General features: G+C 63.5%; 24 protein-coding genes, 1 tRNA gene and 1 pseudogene. 13 read left to right on the top strand and 13 right to left on the bottom strand.

Annotated features, from left to right (window positions below):
* Positions 1 to 34 precede the first annotated feature (34 nt).
* Complete coding sequence (locus AC56QX_RS07510; protein WP_497114905.1) at positions 35 to 652, top strand: TetR/AcrR family transcriptional regulator; 618 nt, start codon at positions 35 to 37, stop codon at positions 650 to 652.
* A gap of 44 nt (positions 653 to 696) precedes the next feature.
* Entirely contained in the window at positions 697 to 1,290 is a 594-nt protein-coding gene (locus tag AC56QX_RS07505; protein ID WP_497114903.1) for a hypothetical protein, read from the top strand.
* Between the two features lie 263 nt (positions 1,291 to 1,553).
* Here AC56QX_RS07505 and ppa read toward each other — a convergent pair whose 3' ends face one another.
* From ppa to AC56QX_RS07470, 7 genes and pseudogenes are all read right to left on the bottom strand, one after another.
* Entirely contained in the window at positions 1,554 to 2,087 is a 534-nt protein-coding gene (gene ppa / locus AC56QX_RS07500; protein ID WP_475456018.1) for an inorganic diphosphatase, read from the bottom strand.
* 201 nt (positions 2,088 to 2,288) lie between these two features.
* Positions 2,289 to 2,795: a GNAT family N-acetyltransferase gene (locus AC56QX_RS07495; protein ID WP_010912199.1), complete on the bottom strand. Its 507-nt coding sequence runs from the start codon at positions 2,793 to 2,795 to the stop codon at positions 2,289 to 2,291.
* A gap of 143 nt (positions 2,796 to 2,938) precedes the next feature.
* Positions 2,939 to 3,577 (bottom strand): TPM domain-containing protein, encoded by a 639-nt coding sequence (locus AC56QX_RS07490; RefSeq protein ID WP_497114901.1) that lies wholly within the window; start codon positions 3,575 to 3,577, stop codon positions 2,939 to 2,941.
* A 4-nt stretch (positions 3,578 to 3,581) separates the two neighbouring features.
* A complete protein-coding gene (locus AC56QX_RS07485) occupies positions 3,582 to 4,475 on the bottom strand; it encodes a TPM domain-containing protein (protein ID WP_497114899.1) in 894 nt (297 codons plus the stop codon).
* Positions 4,476 to 4,479: 4 nt separating this feature from the next.
* A complete protein-coding gene (locus AC56QX_RS07480; protein ID WP_497114898.1) occupies positions 4,480 to 5,322 on the bottom strand; it encodes a TPM domain-containing protein in 843 nt (280 codons plus the stop codon).
* A 10-nt stretch (positions 5,323 to 5,332) separates the two neighbouring features.
* A pseudogene (locus AC56QX_RS07475) lies at positions 5,333 to 5,803 on the bottom strand (TPM domain-containing protein); the annotation flags it as partial.
* Positions 5,804 to 5,854: 51 nt separating this feature from the next.
* On the bottom strand, positions 5,855 to 6,493 hold the full coding sequence (locus AC56QX_RS07470) for a LemA family protein (RefSeq protein ID WP_172222459.1): 639 nt from the start codon (positions 6,491 to 6,493) through the stop codon (positions 5,855 to 5,857).
* A 163-nt stretch (positions 6,494 to 6,656) separates the two neighbouring features.
* Between AC56QX_RS07470 and AC56QX_RS07465 the strand changes: the two genes are divergently transcribed.
* The 6 genes from AC56QX_RS07465 (at position 6,657) to AC56QX_RS07440 (ending at position 11,940) form a co-directional block, all read left to right on the top strand.
* Positions 6,657 to 6,908: a hypothetical protein gene (locus AC56QX_RS07465; protein WP_497114896.1), complete on the top strand. Its 252-nt coding sequence runs from the start codon at positions 6,657 to 6,659 to the stop codon at positions 6,906 to 6,908.
* Positions 6,909 to 6,921: 13 nt separating this feature from the next.
* Positions 6,922 to 7,806 carry a pyridoxal kinase PdxY gene (gene pdxY / locus AC56QX_RS07460; protein ID WP_497114895.1) on the top strand — a complete coding sequence of 295 codons (885 nt, stop codon included), beginning with the start codon at positions 6,922 to 6,924 and terminating at the stop codon, positions 7,804 to 7,806.
* Positions 7,803 to 8,570 (top strand): DUF429 domain-containing protein, encoded by a 768-nt coding sequence (locus tag AC56QX_RS07455; protein WP_497114894.1) that lies wholly within the window; start codon positions 7,803 to 7,805, stop codon positions 8,568 to 8,570. The genes pdxY and AC56QX_RS07455 overlap by 4 nt, the downstream gene beginning before the upstream one ends.
* 139 nt (positions 8,571 to 8,709) lie before the next feature.
* Positions 8,710 to 9,354, top strand: a complete 645-nt coding sequence (locus AC56QX_RS07450) for a carbonic anhydrase (RefSeq protein WP_027060457.1) — start codon at positions 8,710 to 8,712, stop codon at positions 9,352 to 9,354.
* Positions 9,351 to 9,785 (top strand): nuclear transport factor 2 family protein, encoded by a 435-nt coding sequence (locus AC56QX_RS07445; protein WP_497114892.1) that lies wholly within the window; start codon positions 9,351 to 9,353, stop codon positions 9,783 to 9,785. Before AC56QX_RS07450 ends, AC56QX_RS07445 begins: the two co-directional genes overlap by 4 nt.
* A 100-nt stretch (positions 9,786 to 9,885) precedes the next feature.
* The gene (locus AC56QX_RS07440; RefSeq protein ID WP_497114890.1) at positions 9,886 to 11,940 is read left to right on the top strand and encodes a M3 family metallopeptidase; all 2,055 of its coding nucleotides are present in this window, start codon (positions 9,886 to 9,888) and stop codon (positions 11,938 to 11,940) included.
* Between the two features lie 34 nt (positions 11,941 to 11,974).
* On the opposite strand, the gene AC56QX_RS07435 is transcribed toward AC56QX_RS07440, so the two are convergent.
* From AC56QX_RS07435 to AC56QX_RS07420, 4 genes are all read right to left on the bottom strand, one after another.
* The gene (locus AC56QX_RS07435) at positions 11,975 to 13,447 is read right to left on the bottom strand and encodes a M81 family metallopeptidase (protein WP_497114889.1); all 1,473 of its coding nucleotides are present in this window, start codon (positions 13,445 to 13,447) and stop codon (positions 11,975 to 11,977) included.
* Between the two features lie 81 nt (positions 13,448 to 13,528).
* Entirely contained in the window at positions 13,529 to 14,353 is an 825-nt protein-coding gene (locus tag AC56QX_RS07430) for a carbohydrate ABC transporter permease (protein ID WP_172222440.1), read from the bottom strand.
* Complete coding sequence (locus AC56QX_RS07425) at positions 14,350 to 15,219, bottom strand: carbohydrate ABC transporter permease (protein ID WP_027042973.1); 870 nt, start codon at positions 15,217 to 15,219, stop codon at positions 14,350 to 14,352. The genes AC56QX_RS07430 and AC56QX_RS07425 overlap by 4 nt, the downstream gene beginning before the upstream one ends.
* Before the next feature lie 134 nt (positions 15,220 to 15,353).
* Positions 15,354 to 16,586 carry an ABC transporter substrate-binding protein gene (locus AC56QX_RS07420; RefSeq protein ID WP_497114887.1) on the bottom strand — a complete coding sequence of 411 codons (1,233 nt, stop codon included), beginning with the start codon at positions 16,584 to 16,586 and terminating at the stop codon, positions 15,354 to 15,356.
* A 182-nt stretch (positions 16,587 to 16,768) separates the two neighbouring features.
* Here AC56QX_RS07420 and AC56QX_RS07415 point away from each other — a divergent pair, with 182 nt between their 5' ends.
* From AC56QX_RS07415 to AC56QX_RS07405, 3 genes are read left to right on the top strand one after another with little or no spacing between them, the layout of a single operon-like run.
* A complete protein-coding gene (locus AC56QX_RS07415) occupies positions 16,769 to 17,539 on the top strand; it encodes an SDR family NAD(P)-dependent oxidoreductase (RefSeq protein ID WP_497114885.1) in 771 nt (256 codons plus the stop codon).
* 2 nt (positions 17,540 to 17,541) lie between these two features.
* The gene (locus tag AC56QX_RS07410) at positions 17,542 to 18,609 is read left to right on the top strand and encodes an ABC transporter ATP-binding protein (RefSeq protein ID WP_497114883.1); all 1,068 of its coding nucleotides are present in this window, start codon (positions 17,542 to 17,544) and stop codon (positions 18,607 to 18,609) included.
* 45 nt (positions 18,610 to 18,654) lie between these two features.
* Entirely contained in the window at positions 18,655 to 19,536 is an 882-nt protein-coding gene (locus AC56QX_RS07405) for a MurR/RpiR family transcriptional regulator (protein WP_497114881.1), read from the top strand.
* Between the two features lie 9 nt (positions 19,537 to 19,545).
* On the opposite strand, the gene AC56QX_RS07400 is transcribed toward AC56QX_RS07405, so the two are convergent.
* Together AC56QX_RS07400 and AC56QX_RS07395 are read right to left on the bottom strand one after the other, a co-directional pair.
* On the bottom strand, positions 19,546 to 19,863 hold the full coding sequence (locus tag AC56QX_RS07400; protein WP_497114879.1) for a DUF167 domain-containing protein: 318 nt from the start codon (positions 19,861 to 19,863) through the stop codon (positions 19,546 to 19,548).
* A 7-nt stretch (positions 19,864 to 19,870) separates the two neighbouring features.
* On the bottom strand, positions 19,871 to 20,167 hold the full coding sequence (locus AC56QX_RS07395; RefSeq protein WP_497114878.1) for a YggT family protein: 297 nt from the start codon (positions 20,165 to 20,167) through the stop codon (positions 19,871 to 19,873).
* A 146-nt stretch (positions 20,168 to 20,313) separates the two neighbouring features.
* Here AC56QX_RS07395 and AC56QX_RS07390 point away from each other — a divergent pair.
* Positions 20,314 to 20,389, top strand: a tRNA-Ala gene (locus tag AC56QX_RS07390).
* Positions 20,390 to 20,706: 317 nt separating this feature from the next.
* The gene (locus AC56QX_RS07385; protein WP_497114876.1) at positions 20,707 to 21,456 is read left to right on the top strand and encodes a helix-turn-helix domain-containing protein; all 750 of its coding nucleotides are present in this window, start codon (positions 20,707 to 20,709) and stop codon (positions 21,454 to 21,456) included.
* The last annotated feature ends 178 nt before the right edge of the window (positions 21,457 to 21,634 follow it).

Genomic DNA, 21,634 nt, shown 5'->3' with positions numbered 1-21,634 from the left:
GTACCGATCGGTAACACGTCAATCGAGTCACATGATGCCAACGGACAAAAATATTGAACTGACCATCAACGACCGTCATGCGGCGTCGCCGCCCAAGGCTGCCAAGAAGATCCTCGACGTCGCCTATGACCTGTTTTATCGACGGGGCATCAGGGCGATCGGCGTCGACGAGATCGTCAAGCGCGCCGGCGTCACCAAGCCCAGCCTCTATCGCAGCTTTCCCTCCAAGGACCAATTGGCCGCTTCCTATCTCCGGCAATACGATCGTGAATATTGGGAGCGTTTCAACGAGTCGGTGAACGCCCATCCCGGTGATCCGCGCGCGCAGATCAAGGCTTTCCTGACCCGCATCGGCAAGCGCACGCAAGTGGCCGACTATCGCGGCTGCGGCATGACCAATGCCGCGGTCGAGTATCCCGAACACAGCCATCCGGCCCGCGTCGTCAGCGAGGCCAACAAGCAGGAACTGCGCCGCCGGCTGCGCGCCATGGCCGCCGCGATGGGGGCAGAAGATGCCGACACGCTGGGCGACGGGCTGCTGCTCCTCATCGAAGGCGCCTATATCAGCGGCCAGTTGTTCGGCCTCGGCGGTCCGGCGCAGTCGGTCGCCCGCAACGCCGACCTGCTGATCGAAGCGAGCTTGAAGAAATAGCGATTGGCGGTACGCTGCTCCGGCCTGAACCGGAGATGTCCGTCATGCGTGCCATTCTGATCCCGCTTGCCCTCGCCGGTCGCTGCCAGGTGGCACATGCCGGCGGCATATCGAGCGCTTACACCGATCTCGACTGGAAAAAGGACTGCGTGACCTACGCGCAGGCCGGAGAAGGCGACGGCGACTGGGCCGATCTCGCCTGTTCGGGCTATCGCGGCTATCCCGTGTTGATCGCCTACGACGACGCCCGCGAATCGCTGTTCTACGGTTTTCCGCCCGGCGGCGACATGACGTCCGCCTGGGAGAGTTTTTCAGGCTTCAATTCATCCGGCGCCAAGGTCGAATGGCGCATCGAAACCAATGGCGACAAGGCCGTGCCCTTCGCGGTCATCCACCGCCGCTCAATCAGCAATGGCGAGGACGCGAACAAATCGACCGACGTGCTGCTTGTCGCCAAGGTCGGCCAGATGGATGCGCGAGAAAGCTGCACGGTCGGCCTTGTCCTGGCCACCGGCAACCCGCAAGCCAACGACCAGGCGCGAAAACTCGCCGACGAAAAGGCGCGAACCTTCGCCTGCGGCAAGGATCGGCACACCGCCATCGGCAACGTGCCGCCCTTCGGCCGCGTCGATAATTAGCACCTCGGCGATTGGCCGAAGCGCCCATCACTTCGTCATCCACGGGCGAAGCAAGGAGCGTAGCGACGCGGCGCAGACCCGAGGATCCATGCCGCGACATCAACACCGCCGCAACGTTGCGGAATTCTGTTCCGCCCCGCACTTCACCCGGTGTCACGGCATGGATACCAGGGTCTCCGCGACGCCGCTTCGCGGCTGCTCCGCCCTGGTATGACGAAGCTGAGAGGCTTTGCCAAACCTACCTAGCCGTCCGAGGCTCGGCCTTATTTAGCCGCCTTCGCCCGCGCGATCGCGTCGACGATCATCTTCTTGGCATATTTGGAATCGTGCCAGCCTTCGATCTTGACCCATTTGCCGGGTTCGAGATCCTTGTAGTGCTCGAAGAAGTGCTGCACCTGCTGGCGCGTGATTTCGGGCAAATGCGTGTATTCGGTGACGTTCTCGTAGCGCAGCGTCAGCTTCGGTGACGGCACCGCGATGACCTTTTCGTCCTGACCGGCATTGTCTTCCATCACCAGCACGCCGATCGGCCTGACATTGATGACGCAGCCCGGCACCAGTGCGCGCGTGTTGCAGACCAAAACGTCGATCGGATCGCCGTCACCTGACAGCGTGTGCGGCACGAAGCCGTAATTGCCGGGATAACGCATCGAGGTGTGCAGGAAGCGGTCGACGAACAGCGTGCCGGCTTCCTTGTCCATCTCGTACTTGATCGGCTCGCCGCCGATCGGCACTTCGATGATGACGTTGATGTCCTCAGGCGGATTCTTTCCGATGGCTATGGCTTCGATGCGCATGGTTTTGTCCCTCTCTCGGTTGGGGAGGAGATAGCGGGCGGCGCAGAATGGCGCAATGCGGCGAATCGTATTCGCGGACGTCAGGCGAGACACGATGCCATCCGACGCGTTCAATCATCGGCACAAGATGTTTCAGCCTCGTGATTTCACGGGGATACGCGCGGCGTATCGGCTTTGGCCTCCGCGATCATCCCCAGGCGGTCATTCCCAGACGAAGGCGACCTTCTTCAGCGCTTTCTGCTCGAAGATCTCGACACCCTCGGCGACATCGCGGCCGCCGGCGCCGGCATAGAAGGCCAGCGCATTCTGATTGTCTTCCAGTGCCCACACGACCATGCCCTTCAGGCCATGGTCGGCAAGGCGCGCCCTGGCTGCCGAAAACAGGCGCCGGCCGAGACCGATGCCCTGATATTCCGGGCGCAGGTACAATTCGTAGATCTCGCCTTGCTGCTTGAGCTCCCGGGCACGGTTCTTGCCGATCGTCGCATAGCCGGCGATGGTGCCGCCGATTTCAACGACCAGAACGGTGGCGGCGCGGCGAATCGCATTCGCCCACCAATCGGCGCCGCGACGATTGATCATCGATGTCAGCGTGCGGTGCGGAATGATGCCGGAATAGGCGCCGCGCCAGGCTTCCAGGTGCACTTCGGCGATGGCGCCAGCATCGCGCGGGTCGGCTTTTCGGATGTCGATCGTCAGCGTATTCATGATTTGTTAACCATAAACCCGCATCGCCCGATTGCAAGAGTCCGGAAGGCTCGCCGACCGCTTTCTCACAGCCGATCCTGACACTGCTGACATCGACCAGAGACAGTCCGGAAGCAGGCCGGTGGCGCCTGCAGGCAGGCTTTTCAGATTTCGACGAGGTGGTCGTCCAACTCGTTGGTATCGCCTGAGGTGACCGGGAAATGCTCGGCCAGCACCGCCCCCACCTGCTCGATCGCCTTGACGAAACCGTCGGCAAGCCGATCGTCGCTGGCGTGCGCCGTGAGATCACGCACCACACCGTCCCAGACATGCTGGCCGACCTTGGCGTCGATACCCGAATCGGCGACCACCTCGGCGTAGCGCTCTGCGATCGAGACAAAGACCAGCACGCCGGTGCGCGCCGTGGTGCGGTGGACGTTGCGGGCGAGGAACTGCTTGATCGCATTGGCGTGCGCCGCCTGATAGCGCAGCCGCCGTGGCACCATATGGATGCGCAGGCCGGGCAGCGCCCATAACAGGGCCAGCACGCAGGCCAGCGCCAGCAGTTGAGCGATGACGAAATGCGGCAGGCGGATGGTAAGCCACCATGCCTCCAGCCCATAGGCGACGGCGAGGCTGACGACCAGCATGCCAAGCGTCGCCATCAAGGCGGCGGGGGCGAAATAGCCGTCGCTGGCATGCGCCACGACGCAGTAGATCTCGCCATCGGTTTTGGCCTCGGCGGCATGGATCGCATCGGCGATGCGCTCATGATCTTGCGGGCTGATCGGTCGTGTTGCCATTGTCTCACCAGCTTCCTGAAGAACCGCCACCACCGGACGAGCCGCCGCCGCCCGAAAACCCGCCGCCGCTGCTGCTTGACCCGGACGACCAGCCACTGCTGGAGCTTCCCGACGACCAGCCGCCACCCGACGAACCTGACGTCCAGCCGCTGCTGCCAGACGATCCACTCGGCCCCCGGCCGTAACGAAACGTCATGCCCAGCCATCTATAAACGCCCGGCGACAGCTTGGTGCCGAACATCGGCGGCAGGAACGCCATCGCGATGCCGCCGAAGAACATCGTGCCCCACAGGATCAGGAACACCGCGACGATCGGGTCGATAGGCGTGCTGCTGTCGGCGGGATTGCGCTTGCCGCGCGCTTCGAGCTCTTCGGGATTGCCTTCCAGCACCATGACCATGTCGTCGACGGCCTTCGAGATGCCGCCCGAGAAATCGCCAGCGCGGAACGCCGGCACCATGTCGTTTTCGATGATCAGCTTTGTGTGCAGGTCGGTCAGCGTGCCTTCCAGCCCATAGCCGACCTCGATGCGCATCTTGTGATCGTTCTTGGCCACCAGCAGCAGCACGCCATTGTTCTCGCCGGCCTGGCCGAGTTTCCAGAAACGGAACAGCCGGTTGGCATAGGGTTCGATCTCCTCGCCATCGAGGCTGGGAATGGTGGCGACGACGATCTGGTCGGAGCCCTTCTTCTCGAAATCGGCGAGTTTCTGCGTCAGCGCCGCCTTGGTGCCGGCATCGATGATGCCGGCATTGTCGACGACCCGTCCGGTCAGTGCCGGCAACTCGGCGGCGAAAACAGCGAAGCAGGACAAAAGCAGCGCCAGCGCGGCCAGGAAAGCATGGATCGCCGGGTTGAAATGGCCAGGCCTCAACAGGCTGATGGTGCGCGTCGTCATGCCCTCACCAGCTTCCCGAGGAGCCGCCACCGCCGGACGAACCGCCGCCGCCGGAAAAGCCACCGCCGCCACCGCCCGAAGACCAGCCCCCGCCGGAACTTCCAGAAGACCAGCCGCCGCTTGAGGAGCGCCGGCCGGGCTCGAAGGTCATGCCGAGCCAGCGATAGCGTCCCGGCCCGAGCTTCTGGCCGAAGATCGGCGGCAGGATGGAGGCTGCCATGCTGCCGAAGAAGATGATCGCCCAGATGCCGATGAACACTGCGAAGAACAGATTGTCGGTATTGAACGGTGCTTTCTGGTTGCGCTCGCCGCGCGCCACCAATTCCTCAGGATTGCCTTCCAGCACCATGACCATGTCGTCGACGGCCTTGCTGATGCCGCCGGAGAAATCGCCGGCGCGGAAGGCCGGCACCATGTCGTTTTCGATGATCAGCTTGGTGTGCAGGTCGGTCAGCGTGCCTTCCAGACCATAGCCGACCTCGATGCGCATCTTGTGGTCGTTCGGCACGACCAGCAGCAACACGCCATTGTTCTCCTTGGCCTGGCCGAGCTTCCAGAAGCGGAACAGCCGGTTGGCATAGGGTTCGATCTCCTCGCCATCGAGGCTGGGGATGGTGGCGACGACGATCTGGTCCGAGCCCTTGGTCTCGAAGTCGGCGAGTTTTTGCGTCAGCGCAGCTCTAGTCCCGGCATCGATGATGCCGGCATTGTCGACGACGCGGCCCGTGAGCGCCGGCAGGTCGGCGGCGAAGGCTGTGAAGCCGACGAGCAAGACGGCGATGGCCAACAAGGCGGCGCCTGTCAGGGTCACGAAACGGCTGTGCCGGCTGATGATGTAGGCGGTCATGTCGTCACCCGCTGCCTTCCAGCACCATGACAATGTCGTCAACGGCTTTGGAAATGCCGCCGGAGAAATCGCCGGCGCGGAAGGCCGGCACCATGTCGTTTTCGATGATCCGCTTGCTCTGCAGATTGGTGAGCGTGCCTTCCAGCCCGGAGCCGACTTCGATGCGCATCTTGCGATCGTTCAGCGCCACCAGCAACAGGACGCCGTTGTTCTCCTTCGCCTGGCCGAGTTTCCATAGATTGAACAGCCGGGTGGCATAGGGTTCGATCTCCTCGCCGTCGAGGCTGGGAATCGTGGCGACGACGATCTGGTCGGAACTCTTTGTCTCAAAGTCGGCAAGCTTTTGCGTCAGCGCCGCCTCGGTCGCGGCATCGATGATGCCGGCATTGTCGACGACACGGCCTGTGAGCGCCGGGAGATCGGCGGCGAAGGCGGTAAGGGGCAGGAAAAGGATGAGGAGCACAAACGCGAGAACGCGAATGCCGTGCCGCCCCTCATCGGCCTGCAAGATCACGACGTTAGGCTCCGGCTATCACCCGCCCTGCTTCGTGCCGAAATCGACCTTCGGCGGCTGCATCTTGTCTTCGTCGACGGTGAAATTGGCGTAGGGCTCGTTGCTGCGGAACCAGAAGGTCGCCCACAGCACCGACGGGAACGTCTTCAGCGTCAGATTATAATCCCTGACCGCCTGGATGTAGTCGCGCCGTGCCACCGCAATGCGGTTCTCGGTGCCCTCGAGTTGCGCCTGCAGCGCGAGAAAGTTCTGGTTGGCCTTGAGGTCGGGGTAGGCCTCCGACACCGCGATCAGCCGCGACAGCGCGCTGGTCAGCCCGGCCTGGGCATCCTGGAACTTCTTGAGGGCTTCGGGATCCTTCAGCGTTTCCGGCGTCACCGTGATCTGGGTCGCCTTGGCGCGTGCCTCGACCACCGCGTCGAGCGTGTCCTTTTCATGCGAGGCATAGCCTTTGACCGTCTCGACCAGATTGGGGATGAGGTCGGCGCGGCGCTGATACTGGTTCAGCACCTCGCTCCAGGCCGCCTTGGCGTTTTCCTCCGCCGTCGGGATCGTGTTGTAGCCGCAGCCGGCAAGCAGCGGCAGCACGATTGCCATCATCAGGAAGGCGGGCAGCGTGCGGAATGTCGATGGTCGAGCAAGGCGCTGGGCAAGCATGATGGGGTCCCTCGGTAGAAGTTGCATGCGAAGCATTACCACAATCAGCGCGCAAGAAAACGGCCTCGACCTCTGGAGTAGGCCTGGCATCTATTGCGCTGTCGCAAGGCCCTGTGATTGGCCGCGCGTACGCGGTAAGGTCCGGTCGAAACGGGACATCATCATGGCGGAACGCCACGACAGCGAGAGGGAATCGCGCCGCATCCTCGAGCGCGTTGCGCGCGAGACGGATCCGTCCGGCACCTCGTTTGTGGCGCGGACCACGAAAGGCGTGCGCGACCACGTCGCCGCGGCCGATGCCGACCGCGACGATCCGATCGAAGTCTGGGGCACCCGCATTGGCCGAACACTCGGCCTGCTCCTGACGCTGGGCCTGATGGTCTGGCTCGTGCTTTACGTCATCCGGGGCAGTTAGGAATCAAAGAACAATGAGCGCCGAGCAAACCGACGCGCCGCGTGCGGTCATAGTCATTTCCAGCCATGTCGTGCGCGGTTCGGTCGGCAACCGTGCCGCCGTGTTTGCGCTGGAAACGCTGGGCTTTCCGGTCTGGGCCGTGCCCACGGTGACGCTGCCCTGGCATCCTGGCCACGGACGAGCGACCCGCATCGTGCCGCCACTTGACCAGTTCAAGGCGCTGATGGCCGATCTCGAGCGCGCGCCATGGCTGGGCGAGGTCGGCGCCGTGCTGTCGGGCTATCTCGGCGAAGCCGGCCAGGCCGAGGCCCTCGCCTCGCTGGTCGCCGCCGTCAAGGCCAGGACGCGGGATGCCGTCTATATCTGCGATCCGGTGATGGGCGATTCCGGCGGCCTCTATGTGCCCGAACCCACCGCCGCCGCCATGCGCGACCGGCTGATGCCGATCGCCGACATCGCCACGCCCAACCGTTACGAGTTGGAATGGATGGCCGGCGTTCCCTTGCCCGACCTCAAATCAGTGATCTCGGCCGCACTCCATGCCGGACCGTCGACCATGCTGGTCACCTCGGCACAGTCGATGATGATTGATGGTACAGGCAATCTGCTGCTCGACGGCAACCAGGCGCTGCTGGCCGAACACCGCCTGATCGACAAGCCGCCGAACGGCCTGGGCGATCTGACGGCGGCCGTCTACCTCGCCCGCATCCTCTCCGGCCAGCCACCGATCAAGGCGCTACAGTCGACCACGGCGGCGGTCTACGAGATCCTGGCGCGCACCGCAAAACGCGGCGGCGACGAGCTGCAGCTCGAAACCGATGCGCAAAGCCTGTCGCACCCGATGGCCATGGTGCAGCTGCGCCACCTCACACATCCGGGGCGGGACCGCCGGGCGTGACCTCTGACGTCGCGCTTGTCGGCGCCGACGGCTGCAAGGCCGGCTGGATCGCCGTGCGGCGCAACCCCGGCATGGCGCCTTCCGTCGAGGTTTTTGTCAGTTTCGCGGCACTGCTCGCGGCTAATCCCGACGACGCGATTGTCGCTGTCGACATGCCGATCGGCCTGCCGGAGTTTTCGAGCAAGGGCGGTCGCGGACCGGAGGCGCTGCTGCGCCCACTGCTCGGCGCACGCCAATCCAGCGTGTTTTCGATCCCGTCCCGCGCCGCGCTCTATGCCGACACCAGCGACTTCACCACAATCGAAGCCTGGTATGCCGCGCATCGTAGGGCAAGCGAGGTGGCCAGGGCGACATCCGATCCGCCGCGTGGCGTTTCCATCCAGGCGTTCGGCATCTTTTCGAAGATCCGCGAGATCGACGCCTTGCTGATCGCACGCTCCGATCTGCGCCGCCGCATCTTCGAATCGCATCCGGAAGTCGCCTTCTGCCGCCTGAACGGCGACCAGGCCATGCAGCTGCCGAAGAAGATCAAGGGCAGCGTCAACCCGGCCGGCATGGCGGAGCGCAAGGCGCTGCTGTGCCGGCACGGCTATGACATGGACTTCCTCGACCAGCCGCCGCCGCGTGGCGCGGCCGCCGACGATTTCCTCGATGCGGCTGTCATGATGCTGATCGCCGGCCGTATCGCCGGCGGCAAGGCCAGGCCGTTTCCGAATCCGCCGCTCGCTGACGGTTTCGGCATACCGGTCGCCATCTGGGCGTGACAGTGTCGGTCGACGTCGCGCTTTGGCGCATGGCATTTATGGCCAGCCCTCACAATTCTGCATTGCTCGCAGCAGGCTTTTACCGTTAGAGCCTTTCTCGACCGCAAAGAGCTGCCGCCTCCAACCTGGAAAGCTGCCCATGCCTCATCTTCCCGACCACCTCCTCGCCGGCTACCGCAATTTCATGAATGGCCGCTACCTCACCGAAAGCGGCCGCTATCGCGAGCTCGCCCGCGAGGGGCAGGCCCCGGAAACCATGATCGTTGCCTGCTGCGATTCGCGCTCGGCCCCCGAAGCGATCTTCGACGCCGGGCCGGGCGAACTCTTCGTGCTGCGCAATGTCGGCAATCTGGTGCCGCCCTACGAGCCGGACGGCGAGTTCCATTCGACCTCGGCCGCGCTCGAATTCGCGGTGCAGAGCCTGAAGGTCAAGAACATCGTCGTCATGGGCCACGGCCGCTGCGGCGGCATCCGCGCCGCGCTCGACCCGAATTCCGCGCCGCTGTCCCCCGGCGATTTCATCGGCAAATGGATGAGCCTGATCGCGCCGGCTGCCGAAACCGTGTCCTCCAGCACCTTCATGACGGCAACGGAGCGCCAGACCGCGCTTGAACGCATCTCGATCCGCTATTCCATCGCCAACCTCAGGACCTTTCCTTGCGTCTCGATCCTTGAGGGCAAGGGGCGGCTGTCGCTGCACGGGGCCTGGTTCGACATTTCGACCGGCGAACTCTGGGTGATGAACAAGGAGACCGGCGACTTCGAGCGGCCAGTGCTGGAATGAACGGGACAGTGCGCCAGGTGATGAACGTCCGCTCGGTCGTTTTCACTGCGGCCGCACTGCTGGTAGCAATCATTGCCGCCCGCGCCGATGACGGCGCCATCATCAGCCGCTGGTATTCGGCGCTGCTGGTCGCCGACCGCACCGAACTCGCCGACCTGCTCGCCGACGATGTCCGCATCAAGCTCGATGACCTCGGCGTCGTTCAAAGCAAGCAGGAATTCATCGCCTCGCTCGACGAATGGAAAGGTGCCGTTGCCGGTGCTGTGATCCGCCACCGCATCGAGAAGAGTGAGGGCGGCGTCACCACGGTGATCGCCTGCTACGATTTCCCCGGCAATGACATGCTGATGCAGGAAACCTTCGCGGTGGCCAACAACCGCATCACCGCCAGCTCGCAGGCGGCAATCGCCGAAGACTGCGAGGGCTATTGACGAAAACCTGACAGCCGGCGCGGTTGCGCGCGGCAAACCAGCGCCCTACATCGGTGGTGACCCACCCCTTCCCCTCGCCGTCATATCCGAAAGACAACTCATGACTTCAAAAAAAGCCATCGATCTCGCCGCCCACCCGCTGACCACGTGGCAAGGGCCGCTCGGCCTGCCCGACTTTGCCCATATCGGCGACGACGATTTCTCCCCGGTCTTCGACGCGGCGCTGAAGGCACATGAGGCCGAGATCGAGGCGATCGCCGGCAACACGGATGCAGCGACCATCGAGAACACGCTTGAAGCGCTGGAACTCGGCGGCGAGGCGCTCGATCACGTCTCCTCGATCTTCTGGTGCCGCGCCGGCGCCCATACCAACGACGCCATCCAGGCGCTGGAGCGCGACATTTCGCCAAAAATGTCCAGGCACTTCTCGGCGATCTCGATGAACGAGAGACTGTTCGCCCGCATCGACGACCTTTACCAGCGCCGCGACAGCCTCGGCCTCGACGCCGAGACCTTGCGGGTGCTGGAGAAGACCTGGAAGGGTTTCGTCCGTTCCGGCGCCAAGCTCGACGCCGACGGCAAGAAGCGGCTGGCGAAGATCAGCGAGGACCTGTCATCACTCGGCACGACGTTCGGCCAGAACGTGCTGGCCGACGAACGCGACTGGGCGCTGTTCCTCGACGAGGCCGACCTTGCCGGCCTGCCCGACTTCGTGAAGAGCTCGATGGCGGAAGCCGCCGAAATGCGCGGCCAGAAAGGCCGCTACGCCGTCACCTTGTCGCGCTCGATCTACGAGCCGTTCACGACCTTCTCGGAACGCCGCGACCTGCGCGAGATCGCCTTCCGCGCCTTCACCATGCGCGGCCAGAATGGCGGCGCCACCGACAACACGTCAGTCGTGCGCGACATGCTGAAGCTGCGGGCCGAAAAGGCGAAGCTGCTCGGCTACGCCTCCTTTGCCGCGCTGAAGCTCGACGACACCATGGCCAAGACGCCGAAGGCGGTGCACGACCTGCTCGATCCGGTCTGGGAAAAGGCGCTGGAGAAGGCCGCCGCCGACCAGAAGGAATTGGAGCGGCTGGCGGCGGAAGCCGGCAGCAATGAGAAATTCGCCGCCTGGGACTGGCGCTTCTACCAGGAGAAGCTGCGCGCGGAGAAATTCGCCTTCGACGAGGCGGAACTGAAGCCCTATCTGCAGCTCGACCGCGTCATCGACGCCTGCTTCGACGTCGCGACCAAGCTGTTCGGCATCACCTTCGAGGAGAAGAAGGGCATCGCCGCCTGGCACCCCGACGCGCGTGTCTTCGTGGTGAAAAATGCCGATGGCAGCGAGCGCGGCCTGTTCCTCGCCGATTATTTCGCGCGGCCCTCCAAGCGCTCCGGCGCCTGGATGAGCGCGCTGAAGTCCGGCTACAGACTGGGTGGCGGCTCGAAGCCGGTGATCTACAACATCATGAACTTCGCCAAGCCGCCAGCAGGGGAACCCGCACTGCTGTCGGTCGACGAGGCGAAAACCCTGTTTCATGAGTTCGGCCACGCGCTGCACGGCATGCTCACCGACGTCACCTGGCCGTCGGTCGCCGGCACCTCGGTCAGCCGCGATTTCGTCGAACTGCCCTCGCAGCTCTACGAGCACTGGCTGACGGTGCCGGCGGTGCTGGAAAAGCATGCGCTGCATGTCAAGACCGGCAAGCCGATGCCGAAGGCGCTGCTCGACAAGATGCTGGCCACGCGCACGTTCGGCGCCGGCTTCGCCACGGTCGAATTCACGTCCTCCGCCTTGATGGACATGGCCTATCACGCACGGCCGGACGCTCCGGCGGAACCGCTTCGTTTCGAAGCCGAAACGCTCGACAAGCTTGATATGCCCGATACCATCGCCATGCGCCACCGCACCCCGCATTTCGGCCATGTCTTTTCAGGCGATGGCTATTCGGCCGGCTACTACTCCTACATGTGGTCGGAAGTGCTCGATGCCGATGCCTTCGCCGCCTTCGAGGAGACCGGCGATCCCTTCAACCCGGCGCTGGCCGAACGGCTGAGGAAGAACATCTACGCCGCCGGCGGCTCGAAGGACCCGGAAGAGCTTTACACCGCGTTCCGCGGCAAGATGCCTTCACCGGAAGCGATGATGGTCAAGCGGGGGCTGGTGTAGCGCCGGCTAATCTCCCCCTCGAGGGGGGAGATTGTCACTTCCACGGATCCGCCACCCGCGGCCACACCGGCCGCGTCAGCTTCTTGTAATCGGTCACCGCCGGATTGCTCGGATATGAACTCGGCGCCGTGACATAGATGATCTCCGCCGCGATCGGCTCGAAGCCGGCGTAGAAATGATTGGTCGACTTGATCAGCAAGATATCCTTGCTCATCGGATCGACGCCAATGTTGGAAAAGATGTCCGGCTCAAAGGTCTGCGTGCGGTTGGTGTTGAGGATGATGTCGACCTCGGTGCCTTCGATACGAACCAGCGCCGTCGGTCCGAGCGTCACCCGGCTCGGCCCGAAACTCTGCCAGCCCTCCGCAACGGCCTTCAGCACCTTGACCCGGGCGTCAATCGGCTCGCCCGCCAATGGCCCAGCCTTGCCGCCGAAACGCAGGTCGATGACGGCCCCCTCGCCCGCCGCCTGACAGAAGGTCACGGCAATCGGATCCCAGATCGTCGCCACGCCGACATTGTTCAGGCCACGTTCCAGCATGGCGCGCAGCACGACTGTGCCGTCACCGGCAACGCCGCCACCCGGATTGTCCCAGATGTCGGCGATGACCACCGGCTTGTCCTGTTTTTCCGCGCGCACCGCCAATGCGCGATCGATGCCGTCGGCGGTATCCAGCATCGTCATCGCCGTCTTCTCGCGCAGGGCGTAGAGCTCGCGTCCCAGCCGCTCCGCCAGCGCATCGCCCTTGGCCTTGTCATTGTCGGTGACGACCAGGATGCGCGTACCCATCTCGGGCACATCGGCGGCCATGAAGCCGTGGATGACCGAGACCGACAGCACGCCATCCTTGCCATGCAGCGCCTTGATGCGGTCGACGAAGGACCGCATCGGTTCCCGGCTGGTCGGCAGCACCTGGATCATGCGGCAATCGAAGGTCGAGATGACGGGCTTGATCTCGCCGCGCGCCGCCGCCAGGCCAAGCTCGACGACATGCTCGCCGCGCTCGTAGAAATCGGTGTGCGGGAATTCGAGGAAATAGGCCATGACATCGGACGCCGCCACGCGCTTCGGCGTCAGATGGCTGTGCGGATCGAACTCGGAGGCGATCACCACGTCAGGCCCGACAATTCCGCGCACACGTTCCAGCAGATCGCCCTCGCAATCGTCATAGCCTTGCGCCACCATGGCGCCGTGCAGGCCGAGGATGACGGCATCGACCGGCAGAGCCGCTTTCAACTGGTCGAGGATTTCGTCGCGCAGCGCCTCAAAGGTCTGCCGCTGTACCAGGCCGCCCGGCTCCGCCCAGGTGGCGGTGCCTTCGATCACGGTCAGGCCCTCTTTTGCCGCGCGCCGGCGCAAGGCGACGATCGGCGAGGAACACAGCGTCGGCGTCTCCGGATGTTTGCCCGGCCCGGCATAGAACGCCATCTCGAACGAGGCCCGGTCGGTCGGCACCGGCGAGAAGGTGTTGGTTTCCGTCGCCAGCGAGGCGGTGAAGATGCGCATGAAAGCTCCGTGGTGGACTTTTTGTTTTTCGCAATTCCGGGCGGAAAACCGCTTCGCACTTTCCTGGAATTGCTGCGATTGCTATTTGACCGCCCCGAGCGCCAGCCCGCGGACGAGATAGCGCTGCAGCCAGATGAACAGGATCGCCACCGGCAAGGTCGCCAGCAGCGTCGCGGCCATGACGTGATGCCACTCGATCGTGTAGCGGCCGGCGACCAGCGAAAACACCTGGATCGGCAGCGTATAGCTCTCCTGGCTGCGCAGCATGGTCAGCGCGACGACGAATTCGTTCCAGGCGTTGATGAAGGTGAAGATCGCCGTCACCGCGATCGCCGGCAGGCAGAGCGGCAGGAACACTTTGCGCAGGGTCAGCCAGCGGCCGGCGCCTTCCATCCAGGCCGCCTCCTCGAGATCGCGCGGAATGGTGTCGAAATAGCTCTGCAGCATCCACACCGTGAAGGCGACGTTGAAGGCCATGTAGATGAAGCCGAGCGCCGTGGTGCTTTCCACCAGCCCCCAGGCAGCCATCAGCCGGAACAGGCCGAGCACCAGCACGATCGGTGAGATCATCTGCGAGATCAGCAGGAACTGGCGGAAGGCGCCATAGCCGGCAAAGCGAAAGCGCGACATGGCGTAGGCCGCCGGCACCGAGATGAGGATGGCGCCGACGGTGGCGATGATCGAGACGTAAAGCGAATTGGCCAGCGCCTGGCCGAAGCCGGTCGCCACCCACATGTCGGCAAAATTCGACCAGCGGAACTCGCTCGGCCACCAGGTCGGCGACAGCACCTCCTGCCTTGGCTTGACCGCGGTGAGGAACATCACCGCAAAGGGAAAGATCGTCACCACGATCAGCGGCGCCAGCAGCAACCAGGCGATGACAGTGCGCTTCAGTTTGCTTGTCATGCGCGCTGCTCCCGCATGGCGAGGCGAACATAGATCATGGTGAAGACCAGCAATATGGCGAACATCACCAGCGACACCGCAGACGCCTCGCCCAGTTTACCGATGCGGAAGGCGAGCTTGTAGAGGTGGGTGACCAGGATGTCGGTCGAGTTGGCCGGCCCGCCCTGCGTCATCACCCAGATGATCGGGAACGAATTGAAGACGTAGATGGTGTTGAGCACGATGGCGATGTTGATGAACGGTTTCAGCAGCGGAAAGGTGATCTCGCGGAACTGCTGCAGCGCCGTCGCTCCTTCGAGCGCCGCCGCCTCGTAGAGATCGTCCGGGATCGACGACAGGCCGCCGAGGAAGATCGTCGTGGTGAACGGCACCGTCACCAATATACCGATCAACACCTGCATCGGGAAAGCGGTACTGGCCTGCGCCAGCCACTGGATGTTGTGATCGATGATGCCGAGGCCAAGCAGCGCCGAATTCAGCATGCCGCTTTCGCCGCTCAGCGCCCAGCGCCAGACCACCGCCGTCATGGTCAGCGACACTGCCCAGGGCAGCATGATGATGACCCGGGCGATGCCGCGGCCGTAGAAGTCGGTGTTGAGGATCATCGCCACCGGCACCGACAGCAGCAGCGCGCCGCCGACCACCAGCACGGTCCATAGGCCGGTGCGCCAGAGTGCGGCGACGAAGTCGGGATCGGCGGCGAGTGCCGCGAAATTGGCAAGGCCCGAGAACTCGCGCAACTGGCCGAAGCGGTTGACGTCATGCGTCGAAATCTGGATCAGGTCCCAGACCGGCCAGAAGATGACGACCGCCGCCAGGAACAGGCTGGGCAAGGTCAGGAGATAGGGCAAGAAACGATTTTGCATCGGCTGGCCTGCGCCTCGGCGCGTGGATCAGAAGTTTCTATGCGAATTTCGGATCGGGAAACCAAGGGAGTGGCGCGCCCCGCCTGAGTCTGGGGCGCGCCACGGGCGCAGGGAGATACGCCCTATTTGTTGAGCTACTTCTTCAGCACTGCATTGGCCTTGGCCGCCGCGTCCTTCAAGCCTGCCTCGGGGTCGCCGCCGAGATAGATCTTCTGCATGGCGTCCGAGGTGATCTGGGCGACTTCTTCCCAGCCCGGAATGACCGGTGCGAAGCGGGCGTCGGGCAACAGCGCGGTGAACGCGGCCAGATCGGCATTGTTGACGTAGTAATCCATCTTGGCCTCTTCCTTGTTCACCGGCAGGAAGCCTTCGCCTTGCGTGAACTTGGCGCGCTGCTCGGTGGTGAACAGGAAGTCCATCAGCTTCCAGGCCTCATCCTTGTTCTTGGAGTTCTTGAACATGATCATGGAATCGGTGACGCCATAGGTGCCGCGCGCACCGGTCGGGCCGGCCGGAATGGCGGCGACGCCATATTTCAGGCTCGGCGCCTCGTCCTTGATCTGGTTGGACAGGAAGGGCGCGGTGATCATCATGCCGACCTTGCCCTGCTTGAACAGGTTCTGCACGTCCTCGCGGTTGTTGGAGGTGACGCCGGGCTCGGTCAGCCCCTCGTCGATCATCGACTTGTAGAGCTTGGCGGCTTCGAGCGCGCCCGGCGTGCCGAGGCCCGACGTGCCGTCCTTGTTGAGGATCTCGGTGCCCTGCGACCACATCGCATAGTAGTAATAGACGTCGGTCTCGATCTCCTTGCCCTGCAGGCCGAAACCGAAGGTGCCGGATCCCAGCGCCTTGATCTTGCGGGCATCGTCCTGCAACTCGGTCCAGGTCGCCGGCGGCTTGGCGATGCCGGCCTTCTCGAACAGCTCCTTGTTGTAATACATGGCGCGCGCCGAGGCGGCGATCGGCAGGCCGTAGGTTTTGCCGCTCATGATCGAGGGCGACAGGAAGGTGTCGATGAAGCGGCCCTTGAATTCAGGCGTGATGTAGCCGTCGAGCGGCTCGGCGACATCCTGCTGGACGAAGTCGATCAGCCAGCGCGTGCCGATGATCGAGAGGTCCGCATTGGTGCCGGCGGTGATGTCGGTGGTCAGCTTCTGCAAGAGCACATCCCACGGCACGACTTCGAACTTGACGGTGATGCCGGGATTCTTGGCTTCGAATTCCTTCTTCACCGCTTCGAAATACGGGCCGGTCTTGGCGCTGTATTCGGCGACGGTGACGCGCACTTCACCCGCATTCGCCTGCGCCGCGAGGGCCAGCATGCTCATTCCGGCCATCAGGCCGACAGTCCATTTCGCAAGGCTCATCTGATCTCTCCCATTTATTCCCACTATTTGCGCTCCTTGTGCCGATTGCTGGCACAAGATTTATGTGACTTTCCTACATTATCGAGGAATTTACCGCATGCAAGCGGATTATCGTGTTGCTTAATTACATTCCATTCATTAGCCTGCCGACATCTGCCTGACCTGCCGGAGGAGCGAGCGCCGTGGTTTCGAAAGCCGAATTCGAGGGCCGCACTGTCGTCGTCACCGGTGCCGGCGGCGGTCTTGGCTCGGCGATCGTCGCACTTCTGGCCGGGAGGGGCGCGCGGGTGGTCGGCTGCGACCAATCCGAGGAGGCGCTGGCCAGCCCGCACCTCGCATCGCGCCATGTCTTCAACCTTCTCGACCGCGCTTCGATCGAGGCGGGGATCGCAGCCGTGCTCGACAAAGACGGCGTTCCCGACATCCTGATCAACAATGCCGGCTGGACACGCGCCGAGACGATTTCCGCGCTCAACACCGACAAGATCGAGCACGAGCTCGACCTCAATTTGACCGGGGTGATGATTTTCGCCGACCCTCTTGTGAAGGCGATGGCGGCGCGCGGTTCAGGCAGCGTCGTCTTCATCTCCTCCGTCAACGCCATCGCGCATTTCGGCAACCCTGCCTATGCCGCGGCCAAGGCCGGCATCAACGCCTATGCCAAGTCGATCGCCGTCGAGCTCGGCCGCAGCGGCGTGCGCGCCAACGTGGTCTGCCCCGGATCGATCCGCACCGCTGCCTGGGACCATCGGCTGGCCAAGGATCCGGAAATCCTGGGCAAGCTCAAGCGGCTCTATCCGCTCGGCCGCATCGTCAACGCCTCGGAAGTGGCGGAAGCCGTGGCTTTTCTTGCATCGGATCGCGCATCGGGCATAACAGGCGTGGTGATGCCCGTGGACGCCGGGCTGACCGCCGGCTGCCTGCCGTTCATCGACGACATATTGGGAGCGTGACCATGACCGACGTCCTGTTTCGCAACCTGTCGAAATCCTTCGGGCAGCACAAGATTCTCGAGGACATCAGCCTCGACATCAAAAGCGGCGAGTTCGTCGTGCTGGTCGGCCCTTCCGGCTGCGGCAAGTCGACCCTGCTGCGCATGCTGGCCGGCCTGGAGACGATCAGCTCCGGCGATCTGCTGATTGGCGGCACCCGCGCCAACGACCTGCCGCCGCAGCAGCGCAACATCGCCATGGTGTTCCAGTCCTATGCGCTGTTCCCGCACCTCAAGGCATCAGACAATATCGGCTTCGGCCCAAAAATCCGTGGCGAGAACCGCACCGCCATCGATGCAAAGGTCAAGAAGGCGTCCGGCGTCCTCAACCTCTATTCCTATCTCGATCGCTATCCACGCCAGCTCTCGGGCGGCCAGCGCCAGCGTGTCGCCATGGGCCGCGCCATCGTGCGCGAGCCCTCGGTGTTCCTGTTCGACGAGCCGCTCAGCAATCTCGACGCGCAACTGCGCGTGCAGATGCGCACCGAGATCAAGGCGCTGCACCAGCGGCTAAAATCGACCATCGTCTATGTCACCCATGACCAGATCGAAGCCATGACCATGGCCGACCGCATCGTCGTGATGGACCGTGGCCGGATCCAGCAGGTCGGAGCACCGCTCGAGCTCTATGACAAACCGGCCAACAAGTTCGTCGCCGGCTTCCTCGGCTCGCCGTCGATGAGCTTTGTCTCCGGGGCCCTCAAGTCGACGTCTGACAAAAGCTGGTTCGAGTCGGCCGGCGGTGGGCGGCTCGCGCTTGCCGGCAAGGCGGTGCCGGCGGACAGCGTTGTGGAGGCCGGTATTCGGCCTGAGCACTTCATCATCGGTGAAGCCACCGATGCCATGGCAATCAAGGTGGATGTCGTCGAGCCGACCGGCTCGGAAACCCATGTCTATGGCGCCATCGGCACGGATACGGTGCGCGCCGTGTTCCGCGACCGGGTGCCGGTCAGGCCGGGCGATGTGCTGCCGGTCTCGGTCGATCCCGGCAACATCCACCTGTTCGACAAGGCAACGGGTCTGCCGCTATAACGCCTACCCCTGCGAAGGCAATGGCATGAAGACGAAGCGACAAATATGAAGACGCCGGCCGACATCATCACGCGGCTGCAGCTGATGTCGCAGGACGGCACCAAGTCGGACCGCCGGCTGGCGAGCCTTGTGCTCTCCGATCTCGATTTCGCCTCCAAGGCGGCAATCTCCGAGATTGCCGCGCGCGTCGGCGTCAGCGAACCGACGGTCACCCGCTTCTGCCGCAATCTCGGCTGCGAGGGCCTGCGCGATTTCAAATTCTACTTGGCCCAGGCCATCGCCATTGGCGGCCAGTATCTGTCGCCAGAGCCGCTAAGCCGCGACGCGCGCGAGCAGCGCATCGCCACCGCCATCACCGAAGCGGCGATCTCGGCCATCCAGCGCGCCAGCGAGAACCTCGACATGACGACGCTGGTCGCCGTCGCCGAGCGGCTCGCGACGTCGGGCAATGTGCTGTGCATCGGCTCCGGCGGCATCTCCTCGATGATGGCGACCGAGATGCAGAACCGGCTGTTTCGGCTCGGCCTGCCGGTGCTGGCGCAGATCGACGGCCAGTTGCAGCGCATGTACGCCGCCGTCGCCACTCCGGACACAACCGTGGTCGCTTTTTCGGTGTCCGGCTATGCCCGCTCGGTCATCGAGGCGGTGCAGGTTGCCCAGCAATATGGCGCCACCACGGTCGCCATCACCGCGCCCGATTCGGCGCTGGCCAAGGCCGCCGACACAGTCATCCATTTGCAGCCGCTCGAGGACGGCAACATCTACAAGCCGACATCGTCGCGCTACGCGCTGCTGGCGATCGTCGACATGATCGTGACATCGGTTGCCGAGACGCGCGGCCCGAAGGTGCTTGAGAATTTGCGCCGCATCAAGCAGAGCGTCAACACGCTGAAGGTCGATGATCCCAGGCTGCCGTTGGGCGATTGAACTTCAGGCTCAGGATTGAACGCTGAGGGTTTGAATGCTCCGTGCCAGCGCCTCAGGATCACCCGCGACACGCAGCGTCTTGAGCCGGGCCGTGCCGCCGGCGACGACCGAGACGGACGATCCCGGCACGCCAAGCGTCTTGGCGACCAGCTTCTCCAATGCCTGATTGGCGGCGCCGTTTTCCGGCACGGCGCGGACCCGCGCCTTCAAATGGCTGCGTCCGTCCGCCGATGTCTCGACGCCTTCCAACCGTTCCACGGAAGACTTTGGTGTCAGCCGCACGAACAGGTCTATGCCGTTCTCGCGGAGGCGGAACGGCGCGCTCATGCAGTCGTCAGGCGCCCAGCAACAGCGGCGCTATCGTGGTGAGAATGAACTGCCTGAGGAAGAACAGGATCAGGAGCAGGATGATCGGCGAAATGTCGATGCCGCCGAGGTCCGGCATGAATCGGCGGATCGGTCGCAGCGCCGGCTCGGTCAGCCGATAGAGCATGTTGCCGATGCTGCCGACGAACTGATTGCGCGAGTTGACGACGTTGAAGGCGTAGAGCCAGGAAAAGATCGCCGAGGCGATGATGACCCACCAATAGAGGTCGAGCGCCATGACGATGGTTTGAATGAGGGCGAGCATGCCGGTCTCCAATTGTTGCCGACATGTAGCCATTGCGCGCCAAACCGGCAAGGGCCGGCAGCCGACGCGCCACGCAACAAGGATTTCGGCAAAACGCCGCCTTGACAGAAATCCGCCACGCCCGATAAATGCGCCATCCGTTGGACGGGGCTGTAGCTCAGCTGGGAGAGCGCGTCGTTCGCAATGACGAGGTCAGGAGTTCGATCCTCCTCAGCTCCACCATCGGAACAATCGATATTCCACTTTTCTGCCACGCCGCTAGGGCGCTCGCCATCACGATGCGGCGCCGAGCGCCAATGTCATCCCAAAAAAAGCCATAGGCGATTTCGCAGCCTCCGGGGCACGGCAATTGTCAATTGGACTTATGGCGATGGCCGCCCGCTGGATCGGCGCTATTTTTTTTGCAAGCCGTCCCATTAGACTGGCGCTCTCAAATCAGTTTTTTCTGTGTGTTGTGACAAGGCGTTTCGGCTGGGGCGACCGAAGGCGCTATATGGATTCCGAGTCGGAATGAAGCAGTCGCCTGCGAAAGCAAATACGTGTCCATTCGCGAGAACCTCGCTGCAAATCTCAGACGCCTCTGCAAGGACCATGCCTCCGTTAGCGCGGTATGCCGTGAGTTGGGGATCAACCGCACGCAGTTCGAGCGGTACCTGCAGGGGCAGACCGTTCCGAACAAGGCCACGGCCAAACTGATCTGCGACTACTTCCGCATCGATGAAGCCGAACTGTACCAGGACCCCGGTACTCCCGAGCCCACAGCCCCCGGCCTGCCGCCGATTTCCGAAAGCCTGTTCAACCAGATGATCCGCCCACCCGCCCCATCGATCGCGGGCGGCACCTATTTCACCTACTTTTCGATCCCGGCTCGCCCCGACCTGTTGATGCGGTCGGTGACCTTCGTGCGTCGCGAGGCCGAACTGGTCACATTCCGCCGGGTCACCGGATGGTCGGAACGCCGTGGCTCGACATGGGCGCGGGCGCGCGGCAACCACTATGGCGTGGCGATCTCGCGCCTGAACTGGATCTATTTCAGCGGCGTCAACCGTCGCCAGACCGGCGAACCGTCCCTGATCTCCGTGCAGTGGGCTCCCATCTCCGAACCGGTGCTGACGGGCAAGGCCATGCTTCTGACCGAGGCTGGGCCGGCATTCGTATCGGTCATCATGCGGCAGGATATGTCCGGTATCCGGCCACGGCATGCGATCCGCATGGCGCATGTGGTCAGGCTTGACGACCCGGGCATCGATCAACTCGTCGTCAGCCTCGCCCGGGACGGGCTGGGCTGATCCGCTTCGCGTCGCGATGGATGCGGCGACGCCCTTCAGGTCTTTGTCTCTGTGTACGTCGTCTCCCCAAAAGCCGGGGGGCGCCTTTGGGCGACGTGCGCCAGCTGATCGCTTACGCTAAATAAGAATAAGAATATCTCGAAAAAGCGTATGCTAGCGATTGCCTACTCCATATTTG

This window comes from Mesorhizobium sp. RCAM 06353 (genome assembly GCF_059683585.1).
The sequence above is the reverse complement of the archived record's forward strand: the minus strand, read 5'-3'. Positions and strand labels throughout refer to the sequence as shown.

Coding starts and splice junctions, on each gene's coding strand:
- AC56QX_RS07485 (WP_497114899.1), bottom strand. CDS start 4,475: ATGACGACGCGCACCATCAGCCTGTTGAGGCCTGGCCATTTCAACCCG.
- AC56QX_RS07510 (WP_497114905.1), top strand. CDS start 35: ATGCCAACGGACAAAAATATTGAACTGACCATCAACGACCGTCATGCG.
- AC56QX_RS07400 (WP_497114879.1), bottom strand. CDS start 19,863: ATGAGCGCGCCGTTCCGCCTCCGCGAGAACGGCATAGACCTGTTCGTG.
- AC56QX_RS07425 (WP_027042973.1), bottom strand. CDS start 15,219: ATGCAAAATCGTTTCTTGCCCTATCTCCTGACCTTGCCCAGCCTGTTC.
- pdxY (WP_497114895.1), top strand. CDS start 6,922: ATGAGCGCCGAGCAAACCGACGCGCCGCGTGCGGTCATAGTCATTTCC.
- AC56QX_RS07470 (WP_172222459.1), bottom strand. CDS start 6,493: ATGCTTGCCCAGCGCCTTGCTCGACCATCGACATTCCGCACGCTGCCC.
- AC56QX_RS07465 (WP_497114896.1), top strand. CDS start 6,657: ATGGCGGAACGCCACGACAGCGAGAGGGAATCGCGCCGCATCCTCGAG.
- AC56QX_RS07440 (WP_497114890.1), top strand. CDS start 9,886: ATGACTTCAAAAAAAGCCATCGATCTCGCCGCCCACCCGCTGACCACG.
- AC56QX_RS07420 (WP_497114887.1), bottom strand. CDS start 16,586: ATGAGCCTTGCGAAATGGACTGTCGGCCTGATGGCCGGAATGAGCATG.
- AC56QX_RS07430 (WP_172222440.1), bottom strand. CDS start 14,353: ATGACAAGCAAACTGAAGCGCACTGTCATCGCCTGGTTGCTGCTGGCG.
- ppa (WP_475456018.1), bottom strand. CDS start 2,087: ATGCGCATCGAAGCCATAGCCATCGGAAAGAATCCGCCTGAGGACATC.
- AC56QX_RS07505 (WP_497114903.1), top strand. CDS start 697: ATGCGTGCCATTCTGATCCCGCTTGCCCTCGCCGGTCGCTGCCAGGTG.
- AC56QX_RS07395 (WP_497114878.1), bottom strand. CDS start 20,167: ATGCTCGCCCTCATTCAAACCATCGTCATGGCGCTCGACCTCTATTGG.
- AC56QX_RS07445 (WP_497114892.1), top strand. CDS start 9,351: ATGAACGGGACAGTGCGCCAGGTGATGAACGTCCGCTCGGTCGTTTTC.
- AC56QX_RS07410 (WP_497114883.1), top strand. CDS start 17,542: ATGACCGACGTCCTGTTTCGCAACCTGTCGAAATCCTTCGGGCAGCAC.
- AC56QX_RS07435 (WP_497114889.1), bottom strand. CDS start 13,447: ATGCGCATCTTCACCGCCTCGCTGGCGACGGAAACCAACACCTTCTCG.
- AC56QX_RS07490 (WP_497114901.1), bottom strand. CDS start 3,577: ATGGCAACACGACCGATCAGCCCGCAAGATCATGAGCGCATCGCCGAT.
- AC56QX_RS07405 (WP_497114881.1), top strand. CDS start 18,655: ATGAAGACGCCGGCCGACATCATCACGCGGCTGCAGCTGATGTCGCAG.
- AC56QX_RS07450 (WP_027060457.1), top strand. CDS start 8,710: ATGCCTCATCTTCCCGACCACCTCCTCGCCGGCTACCGCAATTTCATG.
- AC56QX_RS07480 (WP_497114898.1), bottom strand. CDS start 5,322: ATGACCGCCTACATCATCAGCCGGCACAGCCGTTTCGTGACCCTGACA.
- AC56QX_RS07495 (WP_010912199.1), bottom strand. CDS start 2,795: ATGAATACGCTGACGATCGACATCCGAAAAGCCGACCCGCGCGATGCT.